At 38.4% G+C, this 19404-nt stretch carries 6 protein-coding genes; 2 read left to right on the top strand and 4 right to left on the bottom strand.

What is annotated here, in order from left to right; genetic code table 11:
* Window positions 1-33: 33 nt before the first annotated feature.
* From M4I44_RS14515 to M4I44_RS14505, 3 genes are all read right to left on the bottom strand, one after another.
* On the bottom strand, window positions 34-10995 hold the full coding sequence (locus tag M4I44_RS14515; protein ID WP_249965140.1) for a choice-of-anchor A family protein: 10962 nt from the start codon (window positions 10993-10995) through the stop codon (window positions 34-36).
* A 363-nt stretch (window positions 10996-11358) separates the two neighbouring features.
* Window positions 11359-11979, bottom strand: coding sequence for a response regulator transcription factor (locus M4I44_RS14510; protein WP_157495883.1), 621 nt, complete (start codon window positions 11977-11979; stop codon window positions 11359-11361).
* 47 nt (window positions 11980-12026) lie between these two features.
* Window positions 12027-13871, bottom strand: coding sequence for a HAMP domain-containing sensor histidine kinase (locus tag M4I44_RS14505; protein WP_017497545.1), 1845 nt, complete (start codon window positions 13869-13871; stop codon window positions 12027-12029).
* A 358-nt stretch (window positions 13872-14229) separates the two neighbouring features.
* Between M4I44_RS14505 and M4I44_RS14500 the strand changes: the two genes are divergently transcribed.
* Together M4I44_RS14500 and M4I44_RS14495 are read left to right on the top strand one after the other, a co-directional pair.
* Entirely contained in the window at window positions 14230-15225 is a 996-nt protein-coding gene (locus tag M4I44_RS14500; protein ID WP_249965138.1) for an SDR family NAD(P)-dependent oxidoreductase, read from the top strand.
* A 145-nt stretch (window positions 15226-15370) separates the two neighbouring features.
* Window positions 15371-16171, top strand: a complete 801-nt coding sequence (locus tag M4I44_RS14495) for an AraC family transcriptional regulator (protein ID WP_017497547.1) — start codon at window positions 15371-15373, stop codon at window positions 16169-16171.
* A 221-nt stretch (window positions 16172-16392) separates the two neighbouring features.
* On the opposite strand, the gene M4I44_RS14490 is transcribed toward M4I44_RS14495, so the two are convergent.
* Window positions 16393-19215: a pitrilysin family protein gene (locus M4I44_RS14490; protein WP_249965136.1), complete on the bottom strand. Its 2823-nt coding sequence runs from the start codon at window positions 19213-19215 to the stop codon at window positions 16393-16395.
* Window positions 19216-19404 lie beyond the last annotated feature (189 nt).

Genomic DNA, 19404 nt, shown 5'->3' with positions numbered 1-19404 from the left:
CTATTGACTAAGCCATTTTATTAGTACAGAATATTATTTGGTCAGGTATAAATACCCCGCCTCCTGATGTGGATTGGATTGGTTGTCTTTGTATTTAATGATATAATAATAAGTTCCTTCCGGTAATCCATCTGAATCTTTAATTGTAACACGTCCTTCAGAAATACCTCTAAAAACAATATCATTATTATTGTAATGATCACGATCAAAAACCAAAACTCCCCAACGGTTAAAAATCTGAACCGTATTGTCAGGATAACATTCTAATCCCTGGATATAAAATCTCTCATTCTTACTGTCTCCATTTATAGAAACCGCGTTGTATACTTTAATTACACAACCTTGTAGCGGTAAAACAGTTGGTTTATCCCCCAATACACTACTATCATCTGATTTGTCTTTTACTTCAATATGATCAGGACTTGTTCCAAAAACTTCGGCTTGATTCGATATACTTCCCGAATTAATATCAGCTTGTACGATCGAATAAGTTCCTGTAAAAGAAGTACTATCCTCTTCTCCCACAGCTAAATTTATTGGGCCTCCGGTCATGGTAATTCCAGTTAACGGGTCTACTATATAAACATTAGTCAACGCTACATTTCCTGTGTTGGTTACTGTAAAATTATACGTAATGGTTTCCCCTACTTTGGCATTACCGTCACCATCTTCATCATTGAAATGTGCCGTTTTCACTAAAGCAACACTTGGTCTTGATACAAATAGGGTTACCGTTGCAGCATCACAATTTGAAAGATTTGATTTTTCACAAATACTGTACGTTAATGTATAGGTACCTCCCGGTGTATTAGCTGGAACACTTATTGTTCCTGTGGCAGTGTCAATTAACGGAACTGCTGCTCCTGGTGTTTTTGGAACTGCCGGTGTTGTCACTTTTAAATCAACCAGGCTAATCACAACTGGTACGCCATTTAAAGTATCCGAATTTGGATTACCAGCTAGTACATTCCCTGCATTTGGTGTTCCTGTTATTCCATTTACGTTTGGAATATTATCATCATTTGCAATTATTGATGTCCCTGTAATTGCCGTTACTTTGATTTCATCTGAAACCGTCGCACAAGTTACCGGACTTAGTTTGTCGCATAACTGATAAACTACATTATAAGTTCCCGGTGTGGTTCCTGCCGCAACACTTACTTTTCCGGTTAACGGATCTAAAGTAATTCCTGTTGGCCATGTTCCTGACACTGCTACTGTAGCATTTCCTGTTGTTCCTAATACTGCCGGAACTCCATTTATTTTATCGTTGCTTGCAATGTTTGTGAAAACAGTTCCTCCTGTTGACGCAATAGTTCCATTTTCGAATATTGGCTCTACCACTGGAGTTACTTTGATTTCATCCGAAACAGTCGCACAAGTTGTCGGAGTTAGTTTGTCACATAACTCATACACTACATTATAAGTTCCCGGTGTGGTTCCTGCCGCAACACTTACTTTTCCGGTTAACGGATCTAAAGTAATTCCTGTTGGCCATGTTCCTGACACTGCTACTGTAGCATTTCCTGTAGTTCCTAATACTGCCGGAACTCCATTTACTTTATCGTTACTTGCAATATTTGTGAAAACAGTTCCTCCTGTTGATGCAATAGTTCCATTTTCGAATATTGGCTCTACCACTGGAGTTACTTTGATTTCATCCGAAACAGTCGCACAAGTTGTCGGAGTTAGTTTGTCACATAACTCATACACTACATTATAAGTTCCCGGTGTGGTTCCTGCCGCAACACTTACTTTTCCGGTTAACGGATCTAAAGTAATTCCTGTTGGCCATGTTCCTGATACCGCAACTGTAGCATTTCCTGTAGTTCCTAATACTGCCGGAACTCCATTTACTTTATCGTTACTTGCAATATTTGTGAAAACAGTTCCTCCCGTTGATGCAATAGTTCCATTTTCGAATATTGGCTCAACCGTCGCTGTTACTGTAATTTTTGCTTCAGCCTGATCACACATTGGTGTACCGGCTGCTGCCATTGCTTTTGAGCATATACTATAAATTACAGTATATACCCCTGGTGCAGTACCAGTATTAACTTTAATAGTGCCATCGGTATTTAATGTCATTCCTGTCGGTAAAAAAACCGCACTTAAATTCACGTCTGAAGCGACTATTGATGTACCATGTAATTTGTCATTCAACAATACAGAAACCGTGGTACCTCCGTTCAATCCATTAACTACTAATGGAATCTCATCTATCGCATCAATAAAACTTACTACTGTACAGGTTGAACAAGTAGGATCTATCGGCCTGCAAGTCGAACAAATTGGACTTGGATCGGTTGACTTAGCTGTTACTGGAGATCCTGTTGGAGGAGTTCCTGTAACTGTAGCTACGTTGTCTACCTGACCGTTATTCATATCGGCCAGTGTAATGGTGTGAACGGCTGTAAAACTAGACGAGTCTGTTGCTCCGGGAGCTAAACTCGCTAAACTTCCGCTTACCACTGCGTTAGCATCGGTAATCGTTACCGGAGCCAGGGTTACGTTACCTGTGTTGGTAACTGTAAAAGTATAGTCAATTCTATCGCCTACGTTTACAATACCATCTGCATTAGCATCTACGTAAGTTGCCTTTTTGCTTACCGTTACTTTTGGTGAAGACGTTAAAGGAACTACGGTACAGCTTGGACATGCCGCTGGGTCTTTTGGTGGACAAGTCGAACAAATTGGACTTGGATCGGTTGACTTAGCTGTTATTGGAGATCCTGTTGGAGGAGTTCCTGTAGCTGTAGCCACGTTGTCTACCTGACCGTTATTCATATCGGCCAGTGTAATGGTGTGAACGGCTGTAAAACTAGACGAGTCTGTTGCTCCGGGAGCTAAACTCGCTAAACTTCCGCTTACCACTGCGTTAGCATCGGTAATCGTTACCGGAGCCAGGGTTACGTTACCTGTGTTGGTAACTGTAAAAGTATAGTCAATTCTATCGCCTACGTTTACAATACCATCTGCATTAGCATCTACGTAAGTTGCCTTTTTGCTTACCGTTACTTTTGGTGAAGACGTTAAAGGAACTACGGTACAGCTTGGACATGCCGCTGGGTCTTTTGGTGGACAAGTCGAACAAATTGGACTTGGATCGGTTGACTTAGCTGTTACTGGAGATCCTGTTGGAGGAGTTCCTGTAGCTGTAGCCACGTTGTCTACCTGACCGTTATTCATATCGGCCAGTGTAATGGTGTGAACGGCTGTAAAACTAGACGAGTCTGTTGCTCCGGGAGCTAAACTCGCTAAACTTCCGCTTACCACTGCGTTAGCATCGGTAATCGTTACCGGAGCCAGGGTTACGTTACCTGTGTTGGTAACTGTAAAAGTATAGTCAATTCTATCGCCTACGTTTACAATACCATCTGCATTAGCATCTACGTAAGTTGCCTTTTTGCTTACCGTTACTTTTGGTGAAGACGTTAAAGGAACTACGGTACAGCTTGGACATGCCGCTGGGTCTTTTGGTGGACAAGTCGAACAAATTGGACTTGGATCGGTTGACTTAGCTGTTACTGGAGATCCTGTTGGAGGAGTTCCTGTAGCTGTAGCCACGTTGTCTACCTGACCGTTATTCATATCAGCCAGTGTAATGGTGTGAACGGCCGTGAAACTAGACGAGTCTGTTGCTCCTGGAGCTAAACTCGCTAAACTTCCGCTTACCACTGCATTAGCATCACTAATGGTTACTGGAGCCAGGGTTACGTTTCCTGTGTTGGTAACTGTAAAAGTATAGTCAATTCTATCTCCTACGTTTACAATACCGTCTGCATTAGCATCTACGTAAACTCCTTTTTTGCTTACCGTTACTTTTGGTGAAGACGTTAATGGAACTACGGTACAACTTGGACATGCCGCTGGGTCTTTTGGTGGACAAGTCGAACAAATTGGACTTGGATCGGTTGACTTAGCTGTTACCGGTGATCCTGTTGGAGGAGTTCCTGTAACTGTAGCCACGTTGTCTACCTGACCGTTATTCATATCAGCCAGTGTAATGGTGTGAACTGCTGTAAAACTAGACGAATCTGTCGCTCCTGGAGCTAAACTCGCTAAACTTCCGCTTACCACTGCATTAGCATCGGTAATGGTTACTGGAGCCAGGGTTACGTTTCCTGTGTTGGTAACTGTAAAAGTATAGTCGATTCTATCTCCTACGTTTACAATACCGTCGGCATTAGCATCTACGTAAACTCCTTTTTTGCTTACCGTTACTTTTGGTGAAGACGTTAATGGAACTACGGTACAACTTGGACATGCCGCTGGGTCTTTTGGTGGACAAGTCGAACAAATTGGACTTGGATCGGTTGACTTAGCTGTTACCGGTGATCCTGTTGGAGGAGTTCCTGTAACTGTAGCTACGTTGTCTACCTGACCGTTATTCATATCAGCCAAAGTAATGGTGTGAACTGCCGTGAAACTAGACGAGTCTGTTGCTCCTGGAGCTAAACTCGCTAAACTTCCGCTTACCACTGCATTAGCATCACTAATGGTTACTGGAGCCAGGGTTACGTTTCCTGTGTTGGTAACTGTAAAAGTATAGTCAATTCTATCTCCTACGTTTACAATACCATCTGCATTAGCGTCTACGTAAGTTCCCTTTTTGCTTACCGTTACTTTTGGTGAAGACGTTAAAGGAACTACTGTACAGCTTGGACATGCCGCCGGATCTTTTGGTGGACAAGTCGAACAAATTGGACTTGGATCGGTTGACTTAGCTGTTACTGGAGATCCTGTTGGAGGAGTTCCTGTAACTGTAGCCACGTTGTCTACCTGACCGTTATTCATATCAGCCAGTGTAATGGTGTGAACTGCTGTAAAACTAGACGAATCTGTCGCTCCTGGAGCTAAACTCGCTAAACTTCCGCTTACCACTGCATTAGCATCGGTAATGGTTACTGGAGCCAGGGTTACGTTTCCTGTGTTGGTAACTGTAAAAGTATAGTCGATTCTATCTCCTACGTTTACAATACCGTCGGCATTAGCATCTACGTAAACTCCTTTTTTGCTTACCGTTACTTTTGGTGAAGACGTTAATGGAACTACGGTACAACTTGGACATGCCGCTGGGTCTTTTGGTGGACAAGTCGAACAAATTGGACTTGGATCGGTTGACTTAGCTGTTACCGGTGATCCTGTTGGAGGAGTTCCTGTAACTGTAGCTACGTTGTCTACCTGACCGTTATTCATATCAGCCAAAGTAATGGTGTGAACTGCCGTGAAACTAGACGAGTCTGTTGCTCCTGGAGCTAAACTCGCTAAACTTCCGCTTACCACTGCATTAGCATCACTAATGGTTACTGGAGCCAGGGTTACGTTTCCTGTGTTGGTAACTGTAAAAGTATAGTCAATTCTATCTCCTACGTTTACAATACCATCTGCATTAGCATCTACGTAAACTCCTTTTTTGCTTACCGTTACTTTTGGTGAAGACGTTAATGGAACTACGGTACAACTTGGACATGCAGCCGGATCTTTTGGTGGACAAGTCGAACAAATTGGACTTGGATCGGTTGACTTAGCTGTTACTGGAGATCCTGTTGGAGGAGTTCCTGTAACTGTAGCTACGTTGTCTACCTGACCGTTATTCATATCAGCCAGTGTAATGGTGTGAACTGCCGTGAAACTAGACGAGTCTGTTGCTCCTGGAGCTAAACTCGCTAAACTTCCGCTTACCACTGCATTAGCATCACTAATGGTTACTGGAGCCAGGGTTACGTTTCCTGTGTTGGTAACTGTAAAAGTATAGTCAATTCTATCTCCTACGTTTACAATACCGTCTGCATTAGCATCTACGTAAACTCCTTTTTTGCTTACCGTTACTTTTGGTGAAGACGTTAATGGAACTACGGTACAACTTGGACATGCAGCCGGATCTTTTGGTGGACAAGTCGAACAAATTGGACTTGGATCGGTTGACTTAGCTGTTACCGGAGATCCTGTTGGAGGAGTTCCTGTAACTGTAGCTACGTTGTCTACCTGACCGTTATTCATATCAGCCAGTGTAATGGTGTGAACTGCTGTAAAACTAGACGAGTCTGTTGCTCCGGGAGCTAAACTCGCTAAACTTCCGCTTACCACTGCATTAGCATCACTAATGGTTACCGGAGCCAAGGTTACGTTTCCTGTGTTGGTAACTGTAAAAGTATAGTCAATTCTATCACCAACGTTTACAATACCATCTGCATTAGCGTCTACATAAACTCCTTTTTTGCTTACTGAAATACCAGCACATTCACTAGCGATCACAACATTATCTGAAACTACTGAACTACAAGTGCCCAATGTAGCTGTCACAGTATAAGTTCCTGCCGGAGCGGTTACTGTACCACCTGAAACCGTAACTCCTGTTGATGGATTTACTGAATATGTGTAAGCAGCATTATAATTTGAAATTGCAAAACTTCCTGTAGCTACTGAACAAGTAGGTTGTGTTACTGTACCTGCGGTTGGTTTTACAGGGGTTGAAGGTTGTGCATTGATCACAACGTTATCTGAAACTACTGAACTACAAGTTCCTAATGTAGCTGTCACAGTATAAGTTCCTACTGGAGCAGTTACTGTAGCTCCTGAAACAGTAACTCCTATTGATGGATTTACTGAATATGTATAAGCAGCATTATAATTTGAAATTGCAAAACTTCCTGTAGCCACTGAACAAGTAGGTTGTGTTACTGTTCCTGCGGTTGGTTTTACAGGGGTTGAAGGTTGTGCATTGATCACAACATTATCTGAAACTACTGAACTACAAGTTCCCAATGTAGCTGTCACAGTATAAGTTCCTGCCGGAGCGGTTACTGTAGCACCTGAAACAGTAACTCCTGTCGATGGATTTACTGAATACGTGTAAGCAGCATTATAATTTGAAATTGCAAAACTTCCCGTAGCCACTGAACAAGTAGGTTGTGTTACTGTACCTGTTGTTGGTTTTACAGGGGTTGAAGGTTGTGCATTGATCACAACATTATCTGAAACTACTGAACTACAAGTTCCTAATGTAGCTGTCACAGTATAAGTTCCTGTCGGAGCAGTTACTATAGCGCCTGAAACCGTAACTCCTGTTGATGGATTTACTGAATATGTATAAGCAGCATTATAATTTGAAATTGCAAAACTTCCTGTAGCCACTGAACAAGTAGGTTGTGTTACTGTACCTGCGGTTGGTTTTACCGGAGTTGAAGGTTGTGCATTGATCACAACGTTATCTGAAACTACTGAACTACAAGTTCCTAATGTAGCTGTCACAGTATAAGTTCCTGCCGGAGCGGTTATTGTAGCACCTGAAACCGTAACTCCTGTTGATGGATTTACAGAATACGTATAAGCAGCGTTATAATTTGAAATTGCAAAACTTCCTGTAGCCACTGAACAAGTAGGTTGTGTTACTGTACCTGCGGTTGGTTTTACAGGGGTTGAAGGTTGTGCATTAATCATAACATTATCTGAAACTACTGAACTACAAGTTCCCAATGTAGCAGTCACGGTATAAGTTCCTGTCGGAGCGGTTACTGTAGCTCCTGAAACCGTAACTCCTGTTGATGGATTTACTGAATATGTATAAGCAGCATTATAATTTGAAATCGCAAAACTTCCTGTAGCCACTGAACAAGTAGGTTGTGTTACTGTACCTGTTGTTGTTTTTACAGGTCTTTCTTTTACTACAACATCAATTGCGGTTCTGGCACTCTCGCAATTTCCAACCGTCTGACTAACATAATACGTTGTAGTACCAACAGCTGTTGTTACAGGAGTTGGTGCAGTTGCACTTCCAACACCGCCTGTTTGAGCAGTATACCATTTCAGATTTGAACCTGTTGCTGTTAAAGCAGTAGCTGTTTCATCCTGACAGTAATTTACTGGTGTCGTAACGACTGGTGCATCAGTGGTACTGATTTCTCCTTTAAAAGGATAATTGTGTGTTTCTGAACCGCCAATGTTTTGAATTAAATTTCCACCCACAATAAAACGACCGTTCATACCAATCATTTCGTTGGTAACCGTACCTGTACGTTGTGGAATAACCATACTTCCCCAAAACTGAGCTCCTTTTAAAGAAACAGTAGTGGCTGTAGGTAAATTCCATAAAATTCGCAGTGAAAAAGGCGCTACTTCATTCGCAGGTGTTTTATTCCCACTACCTACTGCCTGAGTTACACCATTAAACTGAAATGTAGCAATATTAAAGTTTGTTGTTGTACCAGGTACATTAATTAATAAACTCGCATTATCCGGAAAACCTACAAAATTAATAGTCCCATTTGGTCTTGATGCTAAAACATTTGGAATGTTTATCACATATGATTTTGAAACAGCAGGTGTCAAACATGTAAACGTGTAAGTTCCGAATCCATCATTTGCGAAAGTGACATTCGGATCACTTGGCAACTGATTCCAGGCTGTACTTGAAACCTGTAAAGCATTGAACGCATCATTATAAGGTGTTAAATCTAAAGTAGCTTCGTTAATAACTTTAGATGCATCTCCGGTAATTTTAACATTAGGAGATTTAGTTCCTTTATAAACTATAGTTCCATAGGACTTTTGACCATTACCGCTTTCTCCCCCCAGTATTAAATTACCCGAAGCTGCAGAAGCATCAAAATTCCCCCCTATGGTTAAAATATTTTTATTATCATCCGGTACAATAAAAGATCCTACTCCGGCCACTCCCAAATTAAAAGCACTTGTTTTGTTCATGGTAAAATTCCCATATACAAAACTACGTCCTTCGTATTCGGCACCATTTGTTATCGTAAGATTCCCTCCTACAGCAAAGTTAATGGCGTTATCACGGCCAATAAAATCTCCGGTAAAAGTCGCCGGTTTATAGATACTGGTTGGCGGATTAGACGAAATTACATCACTTAAAAACACTCCTAAACAAGAATTGGTAGTAGATGGAAATGGCAAAGGAGAACTAGTAACAGTAAAAACATCAGTCTTTATATTGTTACAACCCACACCGCTAGGCGTTCCGTCACATTCAACATCCGGGTCAACTGGAGGTGTTCCAACGTGAGTATCTGCAGTAGCATCCGGATCTGTTAAATCCTGTGGGCGCATGATCGTTGCTTTGACGTTTACATTAGTACCGGCCGGTGCCAATATCTTTCCGATAATTGTAAATGTAATTGTCGCATCTTTTGGTAAATCAACGGTAGCATCAAGTACACCTCCAGTAATAGTATGTGTCGTAACAGCGCCTCCTAAAGTAGAAGAAGAGGTAAAAGATTGAACCGCCAAATTTGCTCCCGAAACTAAATCCGAAAACTTAAATTTTGCCCCCGTTACATTATTGGGTCCTCCTATATTTTTTACAACGACTGTATAGGTAACATCCGTACCTACACTACCGCTAGTTACATCACTAATACTTGTTACTGCTAAATCGGCAGCATTCTGAACAACAGGAACCGTAACTACAGGAGATGTCGTAGTCACATATGCCCATGAATCCAATGTTCTGTTATCCCCATAGGAACTTGACCATTTATGTCCGTTAGAAGCACTCGACAAACCCGGAAAAGTAGTATTTGTTTTCGGGTTAGATTCTCCTGTGACTGTAGCAAACAATGAATCGTCCCAATAAATCTTATCATCAGGACTGTTACCATTTAATCTGGAAACTAAAAAACCACTCGCATTATTTTCTGCATCAACATAAGGGAAATGGACTTCTCCATTAAAAATAACTACATTTAAATTTAAGTTTAAACCTGTAGAAGCATAAGTTCCGTCTTTAAACTTACCGTCCCAGTATATCTTATTTTCACCCATTTTGGCAGCTACAAGTATAATTCTGTCTTTGTTTCCTGTATAAACACCATCATTGTCACCGTCTATCTGAACTAAAGCGTTACCATTTGTACTGGCAGTAAAATTTATATAACTCCCTAACGGAGGTGTCCCTACCCCAACTGAGCCTTCAGATCCCGAAATAAAGATATTCGAAATAGCGGCTGTTACCACGTTATTCACCAACCAGGTTGTTACAGTTGAACCTCCTACATTCACTGAAGCTGAAGTTGGCATTGTCAAATCAGGATCCTGATAAAATAATTTATTCGTAACATCATTCCCTGAACCAAAATTTTCAGGAGGATAATATAAATAAGGAGTCGTCGAAGGTGAAGCTGAGTTTGTATTATTTTCCACATCGACCATGTCCACACTCTTGTAAATTGGCAAACCGGTCGCTCTTGATTTAACTCCGTTATTATTTGAAAAGAAAGCAAAAACAAAAGGATCCATCCCATTTCCGTCTACCAAATAACGATAACCATCAATCGTTAAAACACGAAATTTCCCTCGGAAAGCTCGGGTATTGGCTCCCATGTTTCCAGTAAATACATTTAAGAATGTACGCCCCGGTTTTACTACTGTACCTGAAGCAACTGTAATATCCCAGGCCAGAATCAATGAATTATTCGTTGGCTGATGAGCTGCATTTGTTGAAGTCCAACTTGCATTTGCAGCTAATACAGTTGTCCCTGTATTTGGAGTTGCACTCGGAACAGGTGAAATAAATTCAATTTCCCAAATTCCGGCCTCCGAAGGGCCTACTATTTTTGAATAAGCTTTATACCCCCCAGGGCTTAAAGCAGCTGGTCCTGCCAACTCTTCAGCGCGACTCGCAATTAAACCGGTTACTTTGTCCGTCCCTGACGAATAAACTGTTCCGCTTGGTGTTCTGAAATTGATTGTACCGGAAGCGATTCCCTGAGCACTTGAGCCTACGTAAATCGTTTCTCCAGCGTTGACATAAACATAATGCCGCCCTTGATTAACACCTCCAATAAACATTCCTGACCCCAATCTAATATTTTGGGTTGAACTGGTCATCCAACTTCTATTCCCTGTCGCCCCACTGGGGAACAAATCCTTAGAGCCTTCAGCAAAGACATTCCATCCACTGAAGAGAGAAAGAAAACACAGTATAAAAGTCAGCTGTAATTGCCTTAATTTTAATGTAATTTTATTCAACATTTTAATAGTTTTGATTATTAGTAACTGCTATAGAATTTATCTCCCGATAACAACCTGAACGCCATTTTAATTCCTGCTGTTGTAGCGAATGCATGAGAGTAAAAAAAAGATTTTTAATAAATGTATCGGGTGAAAAGCGATTACTTTTTCGGATAAAAGCATCAAAATCAAGCGAAGTAAAAGAGATTAAGAAACCCTCCTTCAGAGCGCTTCTTCTAACAAAAAACCGGGTTATAAAAAAAGTAAAGTTCACCATATAATAAATAATTAAAATTCCATACAAAGTCTTTTCGAATATCCCTTGATATTCAAAAATTATAGCGATTAGACTCAAGTCGAAGGGACCTAAATCATCACTATACTCTAGTTGATATGTCCCAGTTTTGACGCCTCGCGCACCATACCGGCAACATTACTCACATCGAGTTTGCTAAAAATGTTTTTTCTGTGATTTTCGACCGTATTGACCGAAAGTTTTAGTTCGCCGGCAATATCGGCTGTAGTAAATTCTCTAATAATGTATTGCATGATCGTAAGCTCTTTTGCCGTTAGTGTAATTGCTGTGCCTACCCTATTTTGTTTGGATAAAAAGGCATAGTCGTCCGGCAGATAAACTCCGCCTTCCCATACTAATCTAATGGCTTCTAAAAGATCTTCACTATCCTGATTTTTATTAACGTAACCTTTTACGCCCATAGCCAATAGGTTTTCGACTAATATGGGACTTGAAAGAGAGGTAAAAGCAATTACTCGCAAATCAGGATGATTTTTATGAAGGTATTCATAGACTTCCAGTCCCTGCACATCACTTGCAATCAGATCCACAATAATTAAATCTAATCCTGAATGCTGCTGAACTTTAAGATATAAATCTTGCTTATTTGTTGCGTAAAAAAGCACTTCCAAATCTTTTTGATTTGAAAAAAAACTAGTAAGACCCCCACAAACAATAGGTTGGTCTTCAAAAAATGCAATATGTATCATAGCACAAATTAGCAACAAAAAAATTGTTAAATAAATAGCGGTTTTCCCTATTTCGGCAAGATAATTTTGAAAGTACAACCTGCTGATTCATTGTTAAAAACAGCAAGCGTTCCTTTGTTTTTCAGCATTAATTCTTGACATAAATAGAGCCCGATTCCAAACCCCGATTCCAGATTAGTGCCTAATCCCGGATTTATTTTCTGTTTGAATAATTTGTCAATCTTTTTTTGCTCGATTCCTTTCCCCGAATCTGTTACGATTATTTCATGATGATCATATTCTATAACAATAGTACTGTTTGCATAACTAAACTTAATAGCATTGTTAATAACGTTTCGCAAGACTATACTTAAAACAGCCGAGTTAAAAATAATGATTGTACCTTTTGCTACTTTAAGTTCAATTGTAATATTCTTAGCCTTTACTTGATGCCCTAACTCCTTACAGGCCGCGCTGATAAGGTTGTGCAGCATGATCTCGCTATAACCCGATTGTGCGGTAATCAGTTCCATTTTGGCCCAATCGAGTAAACTGGTAAGCATGGCATCCGATTGTTCCAATTGTTGCCCAATAGCTTTCATGTAGGTTGAAACAATCTCATTTTCATTTTTAAGTATCTCTTCTTTCTCTAATAAAATTTTTAAGGTTGTAATTGGTTCCTTAAAATCATGGGAGATTACCGTAAAAATCTTTTGGTGCAATAAATTAAGACGTTTAAGATCATTATTTTTTACTTCAATTTGCTCTTTTTGCAGTTTTAGTGTTTCATTGGTAATTCGTTGCTTTTTGGTCAATACTACAATCGAATACAACAATATAATTAATAAAGTAATTCCGATTAACGAAGCAATAAGAGCCACTTTCTGTTTTTGCAGACGCTCTTCTTTATTATCGTTGATTCTTTTCAGGTAAGTATTCTGCTGTTCTTTTAACTTGATTTTGTTCGCAATTTCAAACGAATCGATTCGGCTGTTTCGAATCTTCGTATCCTCTATTCCTACTAATCGATCCAGCCTTTCGAATGTTTTATGAGCAGCTTCAAACTCTCCCTGCTCAACCATAATTTCTCTTAAGGTTCGTAAGGCGTTAATTTTATTCTCTAAATCATTGCAGCTGTCAGCCACTCTTATACTTTCGGTAATCGCTTTTTTTGCTTTTTCTATTCTATTTTGCCTACTGTACACACGGGCAGTTTTAACATAAACTTCCGCAAGCTTACATGGATTATATTTTTTTGCCACACGTTCTGTGAGCAAAAATTCTTCCATACTTTTCTTGTGATCGTAATTGATGTAATAATAGTATCCAATAATTAAATGCAGAACTATATAATTGCTCGGACTGTCAGCTGGCGAAATTTCGTTTTGGCATAAATTGGCATAGTAAAATGCTTTTTTATAATCTTTTTTAGTAAATAATAAATCCGATAATATATAAAGACTCCTATAATACGTTTTCAACGATTCTCTTCCTTCACCTTTCAATGCAATAGATTTATTCAAAGAAATGATCGCATCCGATGATCTACCGATGATTTTATAGTAATTCGCCTTAAAAAAATGCAACAATTGAAGTTCATATACACTCAAATCAGGTTTAGTGAGATGTTTATCAATTAAGTAACTGATACTGTCTGTTTGATTGCGATTATCTAAATTTCTTAATTTCTCTCCTAGCAGTTTGATTCGGGGGGTGATTTCCTGAACCTGAGCCTGAGAATGGAATGAAACTAAGAAAAAAACGAGAATGATGTACTTTACAGAACTGGTTAATTTTACCTTATTATCAGGTAATATGGATCTAAAGCTAAAAAAAGAAAGGAATTCAAAAAAAATACTCTTAAAAAGAATAAAAGACTTCTGAATATATTTGGGCCAATTGTCTACGGTCATAAAATTAACTTACATTTTTTTAGTAAATCTCTTCACAACTCAGCCCCTATCCATTTAAAATTTACAGCAGCAAAATTATCAATAACAACCTAATCCATTGCTATGAATTCAATAAAATAATAATTTAAACTTAAAGAAATTGCCTTTAATTCAATTTTTAATAAATTAACAAGATATTTAACACCAGTTTAAAAGTAATTAAATATAATCCTACTGTGAGATTTTTTTGTATACCCAGTCTTTATAACCTTTTAAACGCAATGACATTTTAAACAAAGTAAAATGACATTCTAAACAAAGTCACTCCCTCAACTTCCTCATAAATTTGCCTTATACTATTCATCTAAAAATCTTTAAAATGAAACAGAACAATTATCAGGGAGCTTTGCAAAAACCAATTGGTTCAGGATTCTATGCTAAATCAACCACAAACGATGTCATTAAAGGAATTGATCTTACAGGTAAAATTGGCATAGTTACAGGCGGAAATACCGGAATTGGTTTAGAAACTGTTAAAACTCTTGCTCTGGCGGGAGCAACCGTTATAGTACCCGCCAGAGATCTTGCAAAGGCTAAAAAAAACTTAGCAGACATACCTAATATAGAATTAGAACAAATGGATTTAATGGATCCGGATTCTATCAAACTATTTGCCGAGAAATTTTTATTATCAAACAGACCTTTGCATTTGCTCATTAACAATGCAGGGATTATGTGGGTTCCGTTTCGTCGGGACCAAAGAGGTATCGAGTCACAACTGGCTACAAATTATCTGTCGCACTTTCAGCTAACAGCCCAATTGTGGCCCGCTTTAAAGAAAGCAGGTTCAGCAAGAGTTATTCAGGTATCCTCACAGGGCCATCAGTTTGCTCCATTCAATTTTGATGATCCTAATTTTCTTTACAGAGAGTACGAAACTTTACAAGCCTACGGACAATCCAAAACAGTCAGTAATCTATTTGCCCTCGAGTTGGATAATCGTGGAAAAGAATTTGGTGTACGCTCTTATTCATTGCATCCCGGATCTATAAACGGAACGGAACTTGCCAGAGAAGCGTCATTAGAATTGTTTCAAAAGATGGGTTTCTGTGATCAGGACGGAGTTATTTTGCCGGAAATAATGGCCAATTTAAAAACCATTCCACAAGGTGCGGCCACAACTGTATGGTGTGCAACAAGCCCATTGCTTGATGATGTTGGAGGGATATATTGCGAAGATGCCGAAATTGCTTCCCTAGCCGATGATTCTGATGTAGCTCCCGGAGTGAAATTATATTCTCTAGAAGAAGACCATGCTAAACGTTTGTGGAATCTCAGCGAAAAAATGACTGATGTTTCTTTCCATATTAGCTAAAAAAAAATCGGTTCAAAAAACAAAAGAAGTTACCGCAAGCTACTAGCGGTAACTTCTTTATAAAAACAAACGTTAGGAAAGTAACGAATGGTTAACCGCATAATTTTAGTAAATTTGAAATTATACCTTCTCAAAAAAAACATCCATGGAATTTGAAGCAAAATACATCACCCCGGATATTAAACTATCTTGTTACTCCGATCGCTTTTTTAAATCGGATATGATGTTCGATCAGCACATGCTGGTATGGTTTATCTCAGGTGAAACTAAGATTGTACAAACCGATGGCGTTCATATTTTTAAGGAAGGAGATATTTTTCTCATTCCAAGAAACCAACTGGCTACTATTATCAACTATCCCAAAGACGGTCAACCTCATAAAACCGTGGTCATGCATTTGACTTCTTCCATACTTAAAGATTTTTATAAAAAACTCGATATTAAACCTAAAACAATAGCAAATTCTAAAATAAACCATTATAACAATCATCCCTTACTAAAAAGTTGTCTCTCATCGTTAATTCCATATTTTGACATGAAAGAACTCCCAGAAAATATTGCTTCCCTTAAAATAACCGAAGCAATTAGCATTCTCAGAATAATTGATCCGAATATTGATGATGTTCTGGCCAACTTTGAAGAACCGGGGAAAATTGATTTGGTCGGTTTTATGGAACGTAACTTTATGTTTAATATGTCTCTCGATAAAATTGGTTATCTCACCGGAAGAAGTCTTTCTACCTTCAACAGAGACTTCCGAAAACATTTTAACACCAGCCCGCAAAAATGGCTAACGCGCAAACGACTAGAAATGGCACACTATCAGTTAACTCACAATCAAAAAAAAGCGAGCGATGTTTGCTACGAAGTTGGTTTTGAAAATCTTTCTCACTTTTCGCATGCTTTTAAAAAACAGTTTGGTTACTCACCCACCTCATTAACCTAATCCTTTTTCCTTCGCAGAATTTATAAATTACACTGTGTTTAGCACTTTTAAATCTGCTGGAGACAAAAACCTTTATGCCAGAATGTCTGCATATCTTTTTTCTCTTGCAGATTAGGCAGATTCTCTACAATTTCATTGATGACGCTGTTCAGATCTCTTTTGTATTGTCACATTAATGTATTCCTATTCACTGCTACCGGGTTACTATATACCAATACCCATTATTGCAATGGCTTAAAAACAATTTCGTAAGACTTGGCTTTGTTTAGAAATGCATTAGTAAACTCCTGAATGTCTTTTTCAGTGATGCTATTTACAATATCTACATAAGCTGCAGGATTATCCATGTTTATATTGTACTCAAAAAAATTGTATAATAAACTCAAACTGTAGCTGTTGAAATTTTTACTGTCTTCTCTTGATTTCAAGTAGTTGCTTTTGGTTTTCACCAGGTCCTCTTTTAACAAAACGCCTTTTTTAATTTTGTTAATTTCGTCGTACACTATAGGAAGTAAACTGTTCACTTTGATCGGATCTGAATCAAAATTTATCGATAGGGCAACCGTATTTTTTGGAAATCTCGAAGCTGCCGCACTAACCTGAACACCATAAGTTCCTCCTTCTTTTTCTCTAAGATTCTCTGTGTAGCGTAAAGTCAAAATGTCACGCAGCATATCCACCAAAACAGCATTTTTGGAAGTGTATTTAAAATCGCTTTCAAACTGAATATTGACCGTACTTTTAGGCGTTTCCATTTTTATTAAAACTTCTTTGTTAATTTTATTGGAACTCCAGACAGGTGTTTTGTCTTTGAATGTTTCTTCTCTTTTTATACCGGGAATACTAGCGATGTATTTTTCTAATAGTGGTTTCAGCACTTCCGATGTTACGTCACCTACAATAAAAAACTCAAAGTTAGAAACATCACAAAATCGTTCTTTATAAATTGCTTTTATTCTTTCAAAAGACAAATCATCAATAAACTGCTGATCCAAAAATCTTACTCTGGGATTATTTTTTCCGTAAACAATTGCATTGATACTATCGGTCATTTTTGCATTGATATCCTTGTCTTTATTTTCGAGATAATTTTGAAGATCTAATTTCTTAATATCATAAATTTCCTTGTCAAAGCGTGGCTTTACAAAACGCAGATGCACCAATTGCAGCATTGCTTCGAGATCCTTTACTTTAGCATTACCCGAAACCGTCTCATTTAAAGCTCCTACATTTATTCCCGTACCGACAACCTTTCCTGAAAGAATTTTTTCCAAATTAATATTAGAAAATGCTCCCACACCTGAAGCATCTGTCAAACCGTTCAGTGCAAATGTCGATGGCAGATCTTTGAGATCATATAACGACGCCCCCCCGAAACTTTCCGCATACAACTGTACATCATTAACATTTTTATTTGCAAATTTATAATGCACCTTTACGCCATTGCTTAAAGTATAAGTAGTAGCACCGATTTCTTTACTTTCCTTTTCAGCAGTAATTTTGCCCGGAACAATCGTTACATCTGTCAACAGTGACTTATCATTAAAACTGTCTGCATAAGGCTTTAAATTAGGATTGTTTTCTGATTTGGCAATAATAGCAAAAGCGTTCTCTTTTGTTAAATTGGTTTCATTTTCCATCCCTTCAACGGTCACTACTCTGTTTTTTGAAGTATATCCGCGAGTCAATTCGACCTGAAGAGCTTTTGAATCGATCTCTTTCAAAATAGACTGTATCATTTCAAACTCGCTTTTAGTATCTGTAAACAGTCGATGTAAAAGATAATCTGATTGTATACTATTGGCAATACTGCTATGTGAAACTTCTTTCTCTGATTGGATATAGTTTTCGTAAAAAGAACTAATGAAAGTTACTTTTCTTTGAATTTCACCTTCCGAAAAACCAAATTTTCCGGCACGATTAAATTCATCCATGACTACAGCTAAAGCTTCTGCCTGTTTATTTGGTTTTGGAGCAATATCCATCCCCATTACATCATTCACTCTTCTAAAATTAGAATAATAAGCCTCCGCATTTTTAAACGGACAATTTTCTTTCTGTGCTAATTCATTCAATCTGTCGTTGAGCATCGAAAACGCCATTATCCTCGTTATTGACTGCTTCAGATCAGCAAAAGTCTGACTCTGACCTGCGCCATTTTGAATGATTTTAAAAGATATAGTCGAATTTGTTATTTCTTTATCGAGCGCTAACTTAAAAAAAGGTTCCTCATGATCCGGAATTGCGACCTCAAATCGTTTCTTCGGGTTTTTAGCTTTCGGAATATCAGCAAATAATGTTTTTATTTTTTGCTCAATTTCTTCAGCATTTACATCCCCAACAACGGCAATTGCCTGCAAATCGGGACGGTACCATTCTTTGTAAAAATCTCGTAACAAAGCGTAATCAAAATGTCTTACAATATCCATATCACCAATAGCAACACGGTTAGCATATAGCGAATGGTTGTACAAATAAGGGTTGAATAAATTAGAAATTCGGGTTGATGCGTTTTGCCTGGTTCTCCATTCTTCAACAATAATACCACGTTCGGCATCAATTTCCTCATTGGTCAATAGTAATGAATGGGACCAATCGTGCAAAATCAGCAATGCAGTATCAATTACTTTAGGATCTGTTGATGGAATATTGTCAAAATTATAAACCGTCTCATCAAAACTGGTGTAAGCATTTATATTATTTCCAAAAACAGCCCCTTGTTTTTCGAGAGTCGTCAAAATTCCTTTTCCGGGAAAATTTTTAGTTCCGTTGAAAGCCATGTGCTCCAGAAAATGTGCCAATCCTTTCTGATTGTCATTCTCTAAAATAGAGCCTACGTTTTGAATAATATAATAACTTGCTGTGTTTTTATTTACTGCTGTTGGATAAATATAATACGTCATGCCATTGGATAATACTCCTTTTTTAAGAGTTTTATTTCCAATTAAGGCATCAGCAGGTTTGTAGTTTTGTGCATTTATGGAAGCAACTCCAATAAATAATAATAGTAAGTGTAAAATTTGAGCGTGTACAGATTTCATCATTTTTGATTTCGGCATTTAAAGTAAGAATATATATTTCCCACACCAGTTGAGAGTATAAGCATCCCTCCTGCTTAGAAACATATTTATCTAAGGACGGATATGGTTCTTTTTCAGTTCATCTGATCATGGTCTGCGCAAAATAATTAAAAATGATGTACGAAAAAATTTGCGTTACTTATTTAACACATT

This window comes from Flavobacterium sp. B183, assembly GCF_023539155.1.
Lineage (GTDB): Bacteria > Bacteroidota > Bacteroidia > Flavobacteriales > Flavobacteriaceae > Flavobacterium > Flavobacterium tructae.
This window is presented reverse-complemented; position numbering and strand designations above follow the sequence as displayed.